Annotated in this window: 12 protein-coding genes; 7 read left to right on the plus strand and 5 right to left on the minus strand. The window is 71.0% G+C overall.

The window, feature by feature from the left end; genetic code table 11:
• Window positions 1–3: 3 nt before the first annotated feature.
• The gene (locus ACO06I_RS18535) at window positions 4–2,139 is read left to right on the plus strand and encodes a protein-disulfide reductase DsbD family protein (protein ID WP_421934099.1); all 2,136 of its coding nucleotides are present in this window, start codon (window positions 4–6) and stop codon (window positions 2,137–2,139) included.
• Here ACO06I_RS18535 and ACO06I_RS18540 read toward each other — a convergent pair.
• Window positions 2,136–2,588 (minus strand): hypothetical protein, encoded by a 453-nt coding sequence (locus ACO06I_RS18540; protein ID WP_421934100.1) that lies wholly within the window; start codon window positions 2,586–2,588, stop codon window positions 2,136–2,138. The two genes, ACO06I_RS18535 and ACO06I_RS18540, sit on opposite strands and share 4 nt — an antisense overlap.
• Window positions 2,589–2,687: 99 nt before the next feature.
• Here ACO06I_RS18540 and pgi point away from each other — a divergent pair, with 99 nt between their 5' ends.
• From pgi to ACO06I_RS18555, 3 genes are read left to right on the plus strand one after another with little or no spacing between them, the layout of a single operon-like run.
• Window positions 2,688–4,301, plus strand: coding sequence for a glucose-6-phosphate isomerase (pgi, locus tag ACO06I_RS18545; protein ID WP_421934101.1), 1,614 nt, complete (start codon window positions 2,688–2,690; stop codon window positions 4,299–4,301).
• Between the two features lie 20 nt (window positions 4,302–4,321).
• A complete protein-coding gene (locus ACO06I_RS18550) occupies window positions 4,322–5,191 on the plus strand; it encodes an SDR family NAD(P)-dependent oxidoreductase (RefSeq protein WP_421934102.1) in 870 nt (289 codons plus the stop codon).
• The gene (locus ACO06I_RS18555) at window positions 5,188–5,934 is read left to right on the plus strand and encodes an SDR family oxidoreductase (RefSeq protein ID WP_421934103.1); all 747 of its coding nucleotides are present in this window, start codon (window positions 5,188–5,190) and stop codon (window positions 5,932–5,934) included. Before ACO06I_RS18550 ends, ACO06I_RS18555 begins: the two co-directional genes overlap by 4 nt.
• Here ACO06I_RS18555 and ACO06I_RS18560 read toward each other — a convergent pair.
• Window positions 5,931–6,689 carry a siderophore-interacting protein gene (locus ACO06I_RS18560; RefSeq protein ID WP_421934104.1) on the minus strand — a complete coding sequence of 253 codons (759 nt, stop codon included), beginning with the start codon at window positions 6,687–6,689 and terminating at the stop codon, window positions 5,931–5,933. The genes ACO06I_RS18555 and ACO06I_RS18560 overlap by 4 nt on opposite strands.
• Window positions 6,690–7,061: 372 nt before the next feature.
• Here ACO06I_RS18560 and hisS point away from each other — a divergent pair, with 372 nt between their 5' ends.
• Genes hisS through hisG form a run of 3 tightly spaced genes read left to right on the plus strand, consistent with a single transcriptional unit; the run spans window position 7,062 to window position 10,614 of the window.
• Window positions 7,062–8,534 carry a histidine--tRNA ligase gene (gene hisS / locus ACO06I_RS18565; protein WP_421934105.1) on the plus strand — a complete coding sequence of 491 codons (1,473 nt, stop codon included), beginning with the start codon at window positions 7,062–7,064 and terminating at the stop codon, window positions 8,532–8,534.
• The gene (locus tag ACO06I_RS18570; RefSeq protein ID WP_421934106.1) at window positions 8,531–9,667 is read left to right on the plus strand and encodes an ATP phosphoribosyltransferase regulatory subunit; all 1,137 of its coding nucleotides are present in this window, start codon (window positions 8,531–8,533) and stop codon (window positions 9,665–9,667) included. The genes hisS and ACO06I_RS18570 overlap by 4 nt, the downstream gene beginning before the upstream one ends.
• Complete coding sequence (hisG, locus tag ACO06I_RS18575) at window positions 9,664–10,614, plus strand: ATP phosphoribosyltransferase (protein WP_421934107.1); 951 nt, start codon at window positions 9,664–9,666, stop codon at window positions 10,612–10,614. Before ACO06I_RS18570 ends, hisG begins: the two co-directional genes overlap by 4 nt.
• Window positions 10,615–10,940: 326 nt before the next feature.
• Here the strand turns inward: hisG and ACO06I_RS18580 are convergent, their stop codons facing one another.
• From ACO06I_RS18580 to ACO06I_RS18590, 3 genes are all read right to left on the minus strand, one after another.
• Window positions 10,941–12,986, minus strand: a complete 2,046-nt coding sequence (locus tag ACO06I_RS18580) for a M13 family metallopeptidase (RefSeq protein WP_421934108.1) — start codon at window positions 12,984–12,986, stop codon at window positions 10,941–10,943.
• 83 nt (window positions 12,987–13,069) lie between these two features.
• Window positions 13,070–14,701, minus strand: coding sequence for an AMP-binding protein (locus ACO06I_RS18585; protein ID WP_421934109.1), 1,632 nt, complete (start codon window positions 14,699–14,701; stop codon window positions 13,070–13,072).
• A 79-nt stretch (window positions 14,702–14,780) separates the two neighbouring features.
• Entirely contained in the window at window positions 14,781–15,269 is a 489-nt protein-coding gene (locus ACO06I_RS18590) for a copper chaperone PCu(A)C (RefSeq protein ID WP_421934110.1), read from the minus strand.
• Window positions 15,270–15,274: the final 5 nt, after the last annotated feature.

The raw sequence follows: 15,274 nt of genomic DNA on the forward strand, positions 1-15,274 counted from the left end.
TTGATGGCGAGAGTTCTGGCCGCCCTGGCGATGGCGGCGGCTTTCGCCCTTCCGGCCCAGGCCGCGCCGGTCCAGACCGGGCACATCGAGGCCGAGCTGGTGGCCCGAGACGCCGGCGTCACGCCGGGCGGAACCACCTATGTCGCCCTGCGCCAGAAGATCCAGAAGGGCTGGCATACCTATTGGCGCAATTCCGGGGACTCCGGCGAGGCGACCCAGATCAACTGGACCCTGCCGGCCGGCTGGACCGCCGGCGATATCGTCTGGGCGCCCCCGACCCGCCAGCCCACCGGCCCGCTGATGAACTACGGCTACCAGGGCGAGGTTCTGCTGCCGGTTGCCATCACCGCGCCGAAGTCCGCCAGGCCCGGCGACACCATCACCCTGAAGGCCGCCGCGGCCTTCCTGGTCTGCGAGGAGATCTGCGTCCCGGAGGACGCGGTCCTGACCCTGGACTTGCCGGTGGTGGCCGCCGCCCCGCAACCCGACCCCCGGTGGGGGGCGGCCGTCGCCAAGGCCCTGGACGCGGCGCCCAAGCCCGCCGGCCTGACGGCGACCTTCGCCCGCACCGCCGGCGGCCTGAGCCTCGCCGTCACCGGCGCCCCCCTGAAGGGCGCGGACCTGGCCGACGCCTATTTCTATCCCTTCAAGTCCACGGTCATCGACCACGCCAAGCCCCAGGCCATAGAGCGCGGCCCCGAAGGCCTGACCCTGGCCCTTACCCCCGGCTACGACTTCACCAAGGGGACCGCGCCCGAGGCCCTGGACGGGGTGCTGAGCCTGGGCGGCCAGGCCTATGAGCTGACCGCCGCCGAGGGTCCGCCCCCGGCGGGCAGCTCGGGCCTGGGCGCGCCGCCGGCCAGGGTGAGCGCGGCCGCCCCGGGGGCGGGCCTCGGCCTGGCGCTCGCCTTCGTCTACGCCCTCCTGGGGGGGCTGGTGCTCAACCTGATGCCCTGCGTCTTCCCGATCCTGGCCATGAAGGCCACATCCCTGGCCGGTCACGGCCACGAGCGGGCGGCGGCCCGCGCCCAGGGCCTGGCGTTCCTGGCCGGCGTGCTCGCCACCTTCCTGAGCCTGGCGGGCGTGCTGATCGCCATCCGGGCCGGCGGCTCGGCGGTGGGCTGGGGCTTCCAGCTGCAGTCGCCGGTGGTGGTGGCGGGCCTGGCCCTGCTGATGCTGGCCGTGGCCCTGAACCTGTCGGGCCTGTTCGAGGTAGGGACCTCCCTGCAGGGAGTCGGCACGGGCCTGGCCTCGCGGCGCGGCCTGGCCGGTGCCTTCTTCACCGGGGCGCTGGCCGTCGTGGTGGCCGCCCCCTGCACGGCGCCCTTCATGGGGCCCGCCCTGGGCTGGGCCCTGACCCAGAGCGAGCCCGTGGCCCTGGCGGTCTTCCTGGGCCTGGGCCTGGGCTTCGCCGCCCCCTTCACCCTGGCGGCCTTCGCGCCGGCCCTGCTGACCCGGCTGCCCAAGCCCGGTCCCTGGATGGACACCTTCAAGAAGCTGATGGCCTTCCCGATGTACGGGGCCGCGGCCTGGCTGGTCTGGGTGCTGACGGTCCAGGCCGGCGAGATGGGTCTGGCCCGCATCCTGGCCGCCGCCGTGGTCCTGGCCCTGGCCGCCTGGATTCTGGGCCTGGCGCAACGTCGCCAGGCCGACGGCGGCAAGCCCCTGGTCCTGGCCGGCGTCGGGGCGGCGCTGGCCATCGGCGCCTTCGTTCTGGTGCTGGTTCCGGCCTATGGGACCCCCGCCGCGGCGGCCGCCAGCGCCGATGCGGCGCCCGAGCCCGGGACCATCCCGGCCGGGGTCTACAGCCCCGAGGCGGTGGCGGCGGCGCGCGCGGCCGGCAAGCCGGTCTTCGTCAACTTCACCGCCGCCTGGTGCGTCACCTGCCAGGTCAATGAGAAGGTGGCCTTCGGCACGGCGCAGGCCGCCGAGGCCTTCGCCCGCACCGGCGCGGTCTATCTGAAGGCCGACTGGACGCGGAAGGACGCGGTGATCGCCGCCGAACTGGCCCGCCACGGCCGGGCCGGGGTGCCGCTCTATCTCGTCTATGGCGTGACGGACCCCGAGCCGAAGATCCTGCCCCAGTTCCTCACCCCGGCCCTGGTGGCCAAGGCCCTCGACAAGGCCAAGTCCAGCTAGGTCGGGACCTGGGAGGTGACGGTCGGCGGGGTGGTGATGACCTCGACATTGTCGTTCAGCAGATAGGCCATGTCGCGCAGGGCCAGATCCCGGTCCTTGGGGGTGGCGGCGGCGGTGACGGCCTCGAGCTTCAGGGGCAGGTCCTGGGAGATGCCGCGCAGGATGCACTTCAAGTCGCCGTCCGTGCCGCGCTGAGCCAGCAGCAGGTGGCCCTTCATGTCCAGGGCGGCCAGTTCGCCGATCTCGGTCTTGAAGGTGGGGGGCAGGGCCTTGCCGGCCCGCACGCCATCGACCTGGGCCTTCAGGGCGCCGGCGCGCTTGACGATGTCGGTGAAGAGCGGCTCGGTCGCCACCGCCGACGGCGGCGTGCTGAGTCCCGGCCCCGGCGCGATCGGGCCGGTGGCGGCGAGCCACAGAATGGCGAGGGAAGCGGCGGCGTCGCAGGACATGACGATCCTCGTTGCGCGAACTAAGACGGGGGACTGTGCGCTCCACCTAGCCGCAACATGGTAAACGCGATCCTACCGCGCGACTTGAAGGCCAGCTTGATGACGACCCGTGACGCCGCCTGGACCAACCTGAAGAACGCCGCCGTCGCCGCCCGCGACCCGATCGCGGGTCTGTTCGCCATCGAGCCCGAGCGGATGGAGAGGATGGTGGTGGAGGCCGCCGGCCTGCGGATCGACCTTTCCAAGCAGCCCTGGTCCCTGGGGGACCTCGACACCGCCCTGACCCTGGCCAGGGCCTGCGAGGTGGAGGCCGCCCGCAACCGCCTGTGGGCCGGGGAACGGGTCAACGCCTCCGAGGGCCGCGCGGCTCTGCACATGGCCCTGCGGGCGCCCGACGGGGCGGACTTCAAGGCCGACGGGGTCCCCGTGTCCCGCGAGGTCGAGACCACCCGCGACGCGATGCGCGCCTTCGCCCAGGCCGTGCGCTCCGGCGCCAGGACCGGCGCGACCGGCAAACCGTTCAAGTCGATCGTCCATATCGGCATCGGCGGCTCGGACCTGGGGCCGCGCCTGATCTGGGAGGCCCTCCGGCCGCTCGAGCCGCAGATCGAACTGCGCTTCGCCGCCAATGTGGACCCGTCGGAGACGGCTCTGGCCCTGGCCGGCCTCGATCCCGCGCAGACCCTGGTGGTGGTGGTCTCCAAGTCCTTCACCACCCACGAGACCCTGGCCAACGCCCTGGTGGTCCGCGCCTGGCTGCGGGCGGCCCTGGGACAGGCCGGCGACGCCCATCTGGTGGCGGTCTCCGCCGCCCCCCAGACGGCTCAGGCCTTCGGCGTTCCGGCCGAGCAGGTGTTCGGCTTCTGGGACTGGGTGGGGGGCCGCTATTCGATCTGGTCGGCGGTGGGGCTCTCCTGCGCCATCGGCCTGGGCTACGACGTCTTCCAGCGCCTGCTGGCCGGTGGGGCGGCCATGGACGAGCATTTCAAGCGCACGCCGCTGATGCTCAACGCCCCGGTGCTGCTGGCGCTCGCCCACGTCTTCAACCGCGACGGCCTGGACCGGCCGGTCCGCGCAGTGATCCCCTATGCGGCGCGTCTGCGCCTGTTCCCCAGCTTCCTGCAGCAGCTGGAGATGGAGTCCAACGGCAAGCGGACGGACACCCAGGGCAGGCCGGTGGCCCGCGCCACGGCGGCCTCGGTGTTCGGCGACGCCGGCACCAATGGCCAGCACGCCTTCTTCCAGATGCTGCACCAGGGGACCGACGTGATCCCGGTGGACTTCGTGGCGGCGGCCACGAGCTCGGAGGGCGACCCGGCCAACCACACCATCCTGCTGGCCAATGTCATCGCCCAGGCCGAGGCCCTGATGGTGGGCCGCAGCGAGGCCGATGTGCGCGCGGAGCTCGCCGCCCAGGGCTTGTCGGGCGCCGAGATGGACGTCCTCGCCCCCCAGCGGACCTTCCCCGGCGACCGGCCCTCCAGCTTCATCCTGATGCAGGCCCTGACGCCGGAGGACCTGGGCGCCCTGATCGCCCTGCACGAGCACAAGGTCTTCGTCGAGGGCGTGCTCTGGGGGATCAACAGCTTCGACCAGTGGGGCGTGGAGCTGGGCAAGACTCTGGCCACCCGCATCCTCGCCGAACTGGAAGGCGGCGCGCCCGGCGTCCATGATCCCTCCACCGCCGACCTCGTCGCGCGGCTCAAACTCTGAAGACCCCAAAAGGAACTCCCATGCGCGACCTGACCGGCAAGACCGCTTTCATCACCGGCGGCGCCAGCGGCCTTGGCCTGGCCATGGCCCACGCCTTCGGCGAGGCGGGCATGAACGTCATGCTGGCCGACATCGAGGAGGCGCCGCTCGCCGCCGCCGTGAAGGCGCTGGAGGAGCGGCAGATCCGCGCCAGCGGCGTGCTCTGCGACGTGGCCATCCGCAATGCGGTGGAGGCCGCGGCGGCCAAGACCATCGAGACCTTCGGCAAGGTGCACGTGGTCTGCAACAACGCCGGGGTCGGGGCCGGCGGGCCCATCGACCAGGTGCGCCACTCCGACTGGGACTGGATCCTGGCGGTGAACCTGATGGGGGTGGTCTACGGCATGGAAACCTTCCTGCCGCTGATCCGTTCGCACGGCGAGGGCGGAACCTTCGTCAACACCGCCTCCATGGCCGGGATGATCTCCCCGCCCGGCATGGAGCCCTACAGCGCCACCAAGTTCGCGGTGGTGGCCATGTCGGAGGGCTGGGCCGGCCAGCTGGCGCCGGAGAATATCAATGTGTCCGTGCTCTGCCCCGGCTTCGTGAAGACCCAGATCAACAAGTCGGGCCGCACCCGTCAGGCCCAGTTCGGCGGCCCCGTGGAGAGTCCGGTGACCGCGGATTCCCTGGTGGATAACGGCATCGATCCCGAACGCGTCGGCCGCAGGGTGCTTGAGGCGGTGAAGGCGGACGAGCGCTACATCTTCACCCACCCCGACATGCGCCCCTTCGTGGAGGCCCGGTTCGCGGGTCTGATGGCGGCCTTCGACGTCGCCGCCGCCAGCCCGGCGCTCAAGGGGATGGACTATCAAACCCCCGACCTCAGCGGTATGGCGACGCCGTCTTGACCGTCCTCATCACCGGCGGGACCAAGGGAATCGGCCTGGCCATCGCCCGGCGGCTGGCTCCGGTCCACGGCCGGGTTGTGCTGGCCTATCACAGCGACGAGGCGGCGGCGCGAACCGCTCACGCCGAGATCACCGCCCTTGGCGCCGCGGTGGAGACCGTACGCTGCGACGTCGGCAGCGCGGTGGGGGCGGCGGACCTGATGGGCGAGATCGAGCGTCAGGGCCACGGCCTGACCCACATCGTCCATTCGGCGGCGATGATCTATCCCACCAGCCTGCTGGGGGCCGATCTGGACAAGTTCCGCCAGGCGGTGGAGACCAACGGCCTGTCGCTGCTCTACCTGGTTCACGCCGCCCAGGCCCTCCTGGACCGAGGCTCCAGCGTGGTGTTCATCACCAGCACCGGGTCGCGCATCCCCAGCCCCAACTATGGCGCCCTGGGGGTCGGCAAGGCCCTGGCCGAGGCGATCATCCGCTATCTGGTGGCCGAACTCGCGCCGCGCGGGGTGCGGATCAACGGGGTGGCGCCGGGACTGGTGCACACCACCTCGGTGGCGGCCATGCTGGGCAGCGAAGCGGCCGCCCAAGCCGCGGTCGACCGCGCCGCCCGGACCAATCCCTCCGGCCGCGAGAGCCGGGATTCCGACTATGCCGCCCTGGTGGAATTCCTGCTCGGTCCTGAGGCGGAGTTCATCCAGGGGCAGGTGATCGCCGCCACCGGCGGAACGGGCGTGATCGGCTAGGCCTCGTCGCGGATGTGGTCGTGGCCGCCCTGGCGGCCGGGACGCCAGTAGCCCTCGGCGCTGATCTGGTCCTTGGCGAAGCCGCGGGCCAGCAGGCCCTGGCGCTGGGCGCGCACGGTGCTGGTCTCGCCGATGACATAGGCGTGGCCGCGGCCGGGGCGCGGCGCGAAGAGGGCCAGGCGGTCGATCAGGCGCGGACTGCCGGGGACGGCCGGACCGCCGCGGACCAGCCATTCCAGCTCGACGTCGCAGACGACGTTCAGAGCCTGCTGATCGGCCTTCTCAGCCACCTCGATGAAGGCGAAGGCCTTGGCCCCCGCCGGCAGGCTTTCGATCATGGCGAAGATCCCCGGCAGGCAGGTCTCGTCGCCGACGAAGACATGCCAGTCGGCGGCCGGGTCGATCACGGTGTGGCCGCGTGGGCCGCGGGCCTCCAGTTGGTCGCCGGGTTTGGCGGCCAGGGCCCAGCGCTCCGCCGGCCCGGCATGGCCGTGCAGGACGAAGTCGATGTCCAGCCGGTTCGCCGCCCCGTCCGCCGAGCGGATCGTGTAGTGGCGGCGACCGGGCTGGCCGTCGTCGCCGGTCATCATCAGCACCAGGTCCTGGCCGGGCCGGTGGTCGAAGCCGGTCAGGTCCTCGGCCGAAAAGGTGATGCGGCGCATGTGCGGGGTCAGGTCGCGCGCCGCCACCACGGTGAGGGGCCAGAGGGGCATGGGGGGCCGAAGGGGGCGGGTGGCGGTGAAGGTGTCGGTCATGGGGAGGCTCGTCGTTGCTATCGAGATATATCGAAACACAGACGATATATCTTTGCAAGCGGCTCTCATCTAGCGAGGGGACTCGCCATCCCCCATCGGCCGCGCTATAGGCCCGCCCGCAATGACCGCCACCGCGCTCCACCACGGCCACCACCATGCGACCCGCCACGGCGGGCTCGGCCGGGGGCGTTTGGCCTAAGTCCCCCGGCGCCGAGCCCCCCGCAGACGCGGATGGGGCTTGAGCGAGACCGCCAGGCGCCATCCGTCGAACCCCAGCTTTCAGGGATACCGACGATGGAATTCTCCGCTCCTTTGCCGCAACGCCTGCGCCCGCGCCTTGCCGCGCGCGCCGCCATCGCTTAAGCGCGCGCCATGACGAATGACCCGACACGTCCGGAAGCCCGCGCGCCGCGCGGCTTCAACGACCGCCGCGCGCGGGACCTCACCGCCGAGCGCCAGATCCTGACCCGGGTTTCCGAGGTCTATGAACGCTACGGTTTCGAGGCCTTCGACACCGGGGCCCTGGAATATGCCGACGCGCTGGGCAAGTTCCTGCCGGACGCCGACCGTCCCAACGAAGGGGTGTTCGCCCTGCAGGACGACGACGAGCAGTGGATGGCCCTGCGCTACGACCTGACCGCGCCTCTGGCCCGGTTCGTCGCCCAGAACTGGGAGACCCTGCCCAAGCCCTTCCGCCGCTACGCCTTCGGGACGGTCTGGCGCAACGAGAAGCCCGGCCCCGGCCGCTTCCGCGAGTTCACCCAGTGCGACGCCGACACCGTGGGCTCGGCCCGGCCCGAGGCCGACGCCGAGATCATCGCCATGGCCGCCGACGGCCTGACGGCCGCGGGCCTGCCGGCCGGCGCCTATGTCCTCAAGATCAACAACCGCAAGCTGCTCAACGGCCTGCTGGCCACGGCGGGGGTCTCCACCGAGGGCCAGAAGCTGGCGGTGCTGCGCGCCGTCGACAAGCTCGACCGCCTGGGGACCGAGGGCGTGCGCCTGCTGCTGGGGGAGGGCCGCAAGGACGAGTCCGGCGCCTTCACCAAGGGGGCGGGACTGGGAACCGCGGCCGCGGAAGCCGTGCTGGCCTTCACCGCCGCCGGCGCCGAGGGCCGCTCCGAGACCCTCGACCGCATCGCCAATGTCATCGGCGGCTCGCCGGAGGGCGACGCGGGCCTGGAGGAGCTGTCGCGGATCGACAAGGCGCTGATCGGCATGGGGGTCGCCGCCGACCGGGCGATGTTCGATCCGTCCATCGTGCGGGGCCTGGAATACTATACCGGCCCGGTCTTCGAGGCCGAGCTGCTGCTGGCCACCAAGGATGAGACCGGCGCCCCGGTGCGGTTCGGCTCGGTGGGCGGCGGCGGACGCTATGACGACCTGGTGGCCCGCTTCACCGGGGAACAGGTCCCGGCCACCGGCTTCTCCTTCGGCGTTTCGCGCCTGGCCTCGGCCCTGAGGGCGGCGGGGCGCGACCTGGGCGGCGACGTGCGGGGCCCCGTCGTGGTGGTCGCCTTCAACAGCGAGGACATGCCGGCCTACTACGGCGTGGTGGGGGAGCTGCGCGCCGCCGGCATCGCCGCCGAGGTCTATCTGGGCAGCTCGGGCATGCGGCCGCAGATGAAGTACGCCGACCGCCGGATGGCGCCGGCCGCCATCATGCTGGGGGGCGACGAGATCGCCGCCGGGACGGTGACGATCAAGGACCTGGACCTCGGCCGCGAGCTCTCCGCCGGGGTCACCGACAACGCCGAATGGCGCGAGCAGCGGCCCGGCCAGCAGACCATCCCGCGCGCCGAGCTTATCCCGGCCCTGCGCCGCATCCTGGACGCCCAGCCGTGAGGGCCGAGCCGCGGGTTCCCGCCCAGGCGCTCTCCGCCATCCGCGCGCCATTGAGCGACGGCGCATTGAGCATCGACGCCCCGATCCTGCAGCCTCTGGGCCTGCTGCTGGAGCTGGCGGGGGAGGCGATGCGCGCGCGGCTGTTCGTGGTCCAGGCCGAGGGGGGGCAGGAGTCCTGCCTGCGGCCCGACTTCACCGTGCCGGTGACCCGCCAGCACCTGGATACCGGCGCCGCGTCGGGCCGATACTATTATGAGGGCAAGGCGTTCCGCGCCTCGCCCGACCATCCCGACCGGCCCGAGGAATTCGTCCAGATCGGGCTGGAGCGCTTCGATGCGCCCGGCGCGCCGACCCTGGAGGCCGACGCCGAGATCGCCGCCCTGGCCTGGCGCTCGGCCCTGGCCGGGGGCCGCGACGACCTGCTGCTCTGGCTGGGGGACATCGCCCTGTTCTCGGCCTTCGTCGACAGCCTGGACCTGGCCCCGTCCCTGGCCGCCCGCCTGAAGCGCGCGGCCTCGCGGCCCCGTCTGCTGCAGGCCGAACTGGCCCGCGCCGGCGCCGAGCCGAAGGCGGTGGAAAGCAGCGCCCTGGCCGATCTGCTGGCCAGCCGCTCGCCGGACCAGGCCGCGATTCTGCTGGAGGAGGTCTGGGCTCTGGCCGGGATCGAGCCCGTGGGGGGCCGCGGCCCCGCCGAGATCGCCCAGCGCCTGATCCGCCGGGCCGAGGCGGCCACCGCCCCGGCGCTCACCCTGCGACAGGCCGAGAGCCTGCGCCGCTTCCTGGCGGTGGCCGACACGCCGGCCGCGGCCCTGGCGGCCCTCCGCGATATCGCAGGGCCCAAGGCCGGCGCCTTCGCCGAGGCCCTGGCCGAATGGGAGACGCGGCTCACCCTGCTGGTCCAGGCCGGCGCGCCGGCCGGCGGACTGATGCTGGCCACCGCGCTCGGCCACGCCTTCGAATATTATGACGGCCTGACCTTCGAGGTCCGGTCCACGGCGCTCGGCGCCGACCGGCCGGTGGCGGTGGGCGGACGCTATGACGGCCTGCTGGCCCGCCTGGGCGGCCCGGCCGGCGCGCGGGCGGTGGGCTGCATGGTCCGCCCCTGGCGCGCCTTTGCGGGAGGCGAGGCATGAGCGGTCCCCTGATCATCGCGGTCCCCTCCAAGGGCCGCCTGAAGGAGCAGGTGGAGGCCTGGCTGGCCGACTGCGGGCTGAAGCTCTCGGTGAGCGGTGGGGCGCGGGGCTACATGGCCGAGATCAAGGGCCTGGCCGGCGCCCAGGTGCGCCTGCTGTCGGCCGGCGACATCGCCGAGGCCCTGGACGCCGGCGAGGTCCACCTGGGAATCACCGGCGAGGACCTGGTGCGCGAGCGCGGCGGGGACCTGGACAGCCGCGCCCTGCTGTTGCGGGCCCTGGGCTTCGGCCGCGCCGACCTGGTGGTGGCCGTGCCCAAGAGCTGGCTGGACGTCGACACCATGGCCGACCTGGAGGAGGTGGCCCACGATGTCCTGGCCCGCACCGGCCGGCGCATGCGGGTGGCCACCAAGTACCTAGTGCAGACGCGGACCTTCTTCGCCCGCCACGGGGTGGCCGACTATCGGATCACCGAGTCCGGCGGCGCCACCGAGGGGGCTCCGGCGGCCGGGGCCGCGGAGCTGATCGTCGACATCACCACCACCGGGGCCACCCTGCTGGCCAACGGCCTGAAGATTCTCGCCGACGGGGTGATCCTGAAGAGCCAGGCCCAGCTCGCCGCCTCCCTGCGCGCCGCCTGGTCCGACGACCAGCTGGCGGTGGCCGAACATCTGCTGCGGGTCATCGAGGCCCGGGCGACGGCCCATGAGAGCGCCACCCTGGTCTGGCCGGCCGGCGACAGGGAAGACGCCCTGATCGACGAGCTGGTGGCCGCCGGCGCCTCGCGGCGGCCGCACGGCCTGCTGGTCCCCGTCGACCGCATCGCGGCGATCTCGACCCTGCTCACCGCGCGCGGCCGGGGCCCGGTCACCGCCTCGCGGCCCGACTTCGTGTTCGAGACCAGTTGTGTCGCGTTCGAGACTCTCGCTCAGCGCGTCAAGAATTGACGCATGAGTCAAAAACAACGCCATCTGGCGGTTGAATCCACAGGATCGCGAAAATCTGATCGAAATTAAGCCGCCGGGGGGATTTCAACGCATTGACTCGGGCGAGAAATTGCCGTTTTCTCAGTCCTGCGAGAGACATGGCGACACTAGTTCGACAGTCTCCGGCGTTTCGGGGAGGAAACGCCCGCTCAATAAGAGCTACGGCTCAAAATAAGGCCCGCTGCGATTATCCCCCGCAGCGGGCCAAATTTTTGTCCGGCACAAATTTTGACATTTGAGTCAAAAAGGTTGGAGCCCGATTCCCCGGGCCCCAACCCTCCTGATCGTCACCAGATGCGGACGCGGTTTTCCGGGGCCACGTACATCTTGTCGCCCGACTTCACGCCGAAGGCCTCGTAGAAGGCGTCCACGTTCCGCACCGGGATGTCGGCGCGATACTGCTCGGGGGAGTGCGGGTCGGAGACCAGCCGCTGGCGGGTGCGGTCCTCGCGGGACTTGGAGCGCCAGACCTGGGCCCAGCCCAGGAACACCCGCTGGTCGCCGGTCAGGCCGTCGATCACCGGGGCCGGCTTGCCCTTCAGCGAGGCGTGGTAGGCGTCCAGCGCCAGCAGCACCCCGCCCAGGTCGGCGATGTTCTCGCCCATGGTCAGTTCGGGATTGATGTGGGCGCCTGGCAGGACCTCCACCGCGGCGTATTGCGCGCCGTACTTCTTGGCCTGGGCGTCGAACTTGGCGGCGTCTTCGGAGGTCCACCAGTCGGTGAGCCGGCCGTCGCCGTCGGACTTGCGGCCCTGGTCGTCGAAGCCGTGGGTGATCTCGTGGCCGATCACCCCGCCGATGCCGCCGTAGTTGATGGCCGGGTCGCCGTCGGGATCGAAGAACGGCGGCTGCAGGATGGCGGCCGGGAAGACGATGCCGTTCTTGGTGGGGGAGTAATAGGCGTTGATGGTCGGGGGCGTCATGCCCCATTCCTTCTTGTCGACCTTCTCGCCCAGGCGGTTGACGGTGCGGTTCCACTCAAAGGCGGTGGCCCGCGCGACATTGCCGTAGAGATCCCCGTCCTTGATGGTCAGGGCCGAATAGTCCCGCCAGGTTTCCGGGTAGGCGATCATCACGCTGAACTTGGCGAGCTTCTCCAGGGCCTTGGCCTTGGTGGGCGGGCTCATCCAGGTGAGCTTCTCGATCCGGCCCTTCATGGCGCCTTTGATGTCGGCCACCAGGGCGTCCATCTTGGCCTTGCTCTCCGGCGGGAAGTAGGCCTCGACATAGAGCTTGCCCAGGGCCTCGCCGATCTGGTTGTCCACCAGGGTCACGCCGCGCTTCCAGCGGTCGGCCTGCACGGGCTGGCCCGACAGGGTCTTGTTGCGGAACTCGTAATTGGCCTGGTCGAAGTCCTTGGAGAGATAGGGCGCGGCCTGGTCGGCGAGGTGGAAGGCCTGCCAGGCCTTCAGGGTGTTCAGCGGGGTCTTGGCGTACAGGGCCGCGATCTTCGGGAAGGCGGTGTTCTCGGCCACCACGACCTTCTGCACGCCGGCCAGGCCGGCGCCGGCCATGAAGGCGGTCCAGTCGAAGCCCGGCGCATAGGCCGCCAGGTCCTTCACCGCGAAGGGGTTGTAGGTCTTGTCATCGTCGCGGCGCTCGGCCCGGGTCCAGGAGACCTTGGCGATCTCGGTCTCGAACTCGACGATCGCCTTGGCGTTGGCCGCCGGGTCGGTCCAGCCCGACAGAGTCAGCAGCTTGGCGACATAGGCCTCGTAGGCGGCCTTCTGCGGGGCGAACTTGGGGTCGAGATAGTAGTCGCGGTCGGGCAGGCCGAGGCCGCCCTGGATCAGGGTGACCACATAGTGTTCGGGGTCCTTGGCGTCGTCTCCGGGATAGGCCCCGAACACCGAGCCGCCGAACATCATCTGCGACTTGCCCATCAGGCGGGCGACGTCGCTCAGGGTCTTGGACTTGGAGATCTCCGCCAGGTCGGCGGCCATCGGCTTGGCGCCCAGGGCGTTGACGGCGGCCTCGTCCATGAAGCTGCGGTAGAGGGCGCCGATCCTGGCCTCGTCGCCGGCGGCGGCCGGGTTGGCCGAGGCCTTATCCAGCACCGCCCGCATGCGGTTGACCGAGAGCTCGTTGAGCTTGTCGAAGGAGCCGTAGCGCGAACGGTCCGCCGGGATCTCCATCTGCTTCAGATAGGTCCCGTTGGCGTACATATAGAGGTCGTCGCGGGGGCTGACGCTCAAGTCGCGGCCGGCGCTGTCGAAGCCCCAGGGGCCCATGCGCGGGGCCTTGGCCAGGTCGGTGGTGTCGGCGGCCAGGGCGGGAACGGCGCCGAGCGCCAGGGCGGACGCCGCGCAGGCGGCGAGCCAGAAGGTCTTCATGGGGTGTTCAAAGCCTCGGAAAGGGTTTGGGCGCGACCATGACTCGGTCGCGCCCTCCGTGGCTCGTTACATTTTGGTTACGTTCAGGCGGTGACGCCAAGCTTGGCCAGGGCCATGGCCTTGAGGGCCTTGTAGTCCAGCTTGCCGTTGGGCGCCCGGCCGACGGGGGCCAGGACCAGTTCGCGGGGGGCCTTGTAGTCGGCCAGATGGCTCCGCACGTGGGCGGCCAGTTCGGCCAGGGTGGGCTCGGCCTTGCCGATCACCTCCACCACCGCGCAGATCCGTTCGCCGAAGCGCGGGTCGGGCACCCCCACCACCGCGGCGTCACGGACGCCGGGGAAGCGCTTGAGGGCCTCCTCCACTTCCTCGGGGAAGACCTTCTCGCCACCGGTGTTGATCACCTGGGAGCCGCGGCCCAGCAGGGTGATGGAGCCGTCGGCCTCCACCGTCGCCCAGTCGCCGGGCACGCTCCAGCGCTTGCCCTCGAAGGTGCGGAAGGTCTTGGCCGACTTTTCCGGGTCCTTGTAGTAGCCGCTCGGGGTGAAGCCGCCGACCGCCACCAGGCCGCGGACGCCGGAGCCGGGCAGGACCCGCTCGCCGTCCTCGGTGAAGACCGCCGCGTTGGGGCCGGTGGTGAACTTGGCCGTGCCGGCCGCCGCGCCGCCGCCGGAGACCGAGGAGGCCAGGCCCAGGGCTTCGGAGGAGCCGAGGCTGTCCATCAGCATGATGTGGGGCAGGTGCTTGAGCAGGCCCTGCTTGTTCTCCGCACCCCACATGGCGCCCGAGGAGATGATGCGCTTGAGGCTGGGCATGGGCCACTTTCCGGGGTTGGCCTCCAGGGTCTCCAGCATGGGGGCGGCGAAGGCCGGTCCCACGATGATCAGGCCCGAGACGCCCAGGCGCTGGACCTCGTCGAACAGCTCGGCGGGGTTGAACCGGCGCGACGGCAGGGTGGCCACCGCGCCGCCGGACACCAGCTGGCCAAAGCCGATGAACTGGCCGGTGGCGTGCATCAGCGGCGCGACCGGGATGGTGATGGGCTGGTCGCCGGAGGCCTCGACGGCCTTGGCGCGCTCGCCGGCCTCGGCCACCCGCTCCATGGGCGGCAGGCCGAGCAGCAGGTTGGCGCCGCCGCCCAGGCCCTTGAACAGGTCCTCCTGACGCCACATCACGCCCTTGGGCATGCCGGTGGTGCCGCCGGTGTACATCAGCAGCAGGTCGTCGGCCGACCGGCCCCAGGGGGCCTCGACGCGATCGGCGCCCTTGGCGACGATGTCGTCATAGCTGACCGCCCAGTCGGGAATCTCGCAGCCCGGCTCGGGAACCGCGACCCAGGTCTTCACCTTGGGCAGGCGTCCACGCACCTTGTTGGCCATCTCGGCGAAGGAGGCGTGGAACACCACGGCCTCGGCGTCGGCGTTGTCGAACAGGTAGGTCAGCTCGTCGCCGCCGTACCGGTAGTTGGTGTTGAAGGGGACGAAGCCGCCCTTGAAGGCCGCGAAATAGGTCTCGATGTATTCCGGCGCATTATAGAGATAGGCGGCCACCTTCGACTGCTGGGTCAGCCCGGCGTCGATGAAGTGCTGGGCGAGCGCATTGGCGCGCCGGTCGAAATCGCGCCAGCTGATGACGCGGCTACCATGAATAAGGGCGGGGCGGTTGGGGATGGCCGAGGCCACCGACTCCCACAGGTTGGCGTAATTCCAAACCTCCACGGGCAATCCTCCATACTTAAAATATGGAGCGCATAAACGTTCGGTCGGCGCTGCTGTCAACGCCGACCGAACGGTCGTTTTAGTGGTTCATATGGTCCATGGGCATGGCGCCCATGGGCGCGGCGCCGCCTGTCGGGCCCGCGCCCACGGCGAATTCGATCTTCAGGCGTGCGCCGCTGGAAAAGACCAGGGTGGCGGGGACCGTGTCGCCAGCCTTCTGCGCCTTGGCCAGGCCGATCAGCATGATGTGGTATCCGGCCGGGGCGAAGGTGATGGCCTTGCCGGGCGGCAGCAGGACGCTGTCGAGACGCTGCATCCTCATGACGCCGCCGTCCATGGAGGTCCTGTGCATTTCCACGAGCCGGGCCGCCGGGCTCTCGATGGCGGTCAGGGTGTCGGGGGCGGCCCCCCGGTTGGTGAGGGTCATGTAGCCCGCGCCGTTGGTTCCGGCGGCGGCGGGCCGGCTCCAGGGCTGGCCGACCTCGAGCCCGCCGAGGCGGTAGGTGGCGGCCTGGGCCGGGGCGGAGATCAGGACGGCGGCGCTCAGGCCGAGGATCAGGTTTCGCATGGGGT

The organism is Phenylobacterium sp., from assembly GCF_965229015.1.
Taxonomy (GTDB): Bacteria; Pseudomonadota; Alphaproteobacteria; order Caulobacterales; family Caulobacteraceae; genus Phenylobacterium.

Coding starts and splice junctions, on each gene's coding strand:
- ACO06I_RS18535 (WP_421934099.1), top strand. CDS start 4: ATGGCGAGAGTTCTGGCCGCCCTGGCGATGGCGGCGGCTTTCGCCCTT.
- ACO06I_RS18540 (WP_421934100.1), bottom strand. CDS start 2,588: ATGTCCTGCGACGCCGCCGCTTCCCTCGCCATTCTGTGGCTCGCCGCC.
- pgi (WP_421934101.1), top strand. CDS start 2,688: ATGACGACCCGTGACGCCGCCTGGACCAACCTGAAGAACGCCGCCGTC.
- ACO06I_RS18550 (WP_421934102.1), top strand. CDS start 4,322: ATGCGCGACCTGACCGGCAAGACCGCTTTCATCACCGGCGGCGCCAGC.
- ACO06I_RS18560 (WP_421934104.1), bottom strand. CDS start 6,689: ATGACCGACACCTTCACCGCCACCCGCCCCCTTCGGCCCCCCATGCCC.
- hisS (WP_421934105.1), top strand. CDS start 7,062: ATGACGAATGACCCGACACGTCCGGAAGCCCGCGCGCCGCGCGGCTTC.
- hisG (WP_421934107.1), top strand. CDS start 9,664: ATGAGCGGTCCCCTGATCATCGCGGTCCCCTCCAAGGGCCGCCTGAAG.
- ACO06I_RS18580 (WP_421934108.1), bottom strand. CDS start 12,986: ATGAAGACCTTCTGGCTCGCCGCCTGCGCGGCGTCCGCCCTGGCGCTC.
- ACO06I_RS18590 (WP_421934110.1), bottom strand. CDS start 15,269: ATGCGAAACCTGATCCTCGGCCTGAGCGCCGCCGTCCTGATCTCCGCC.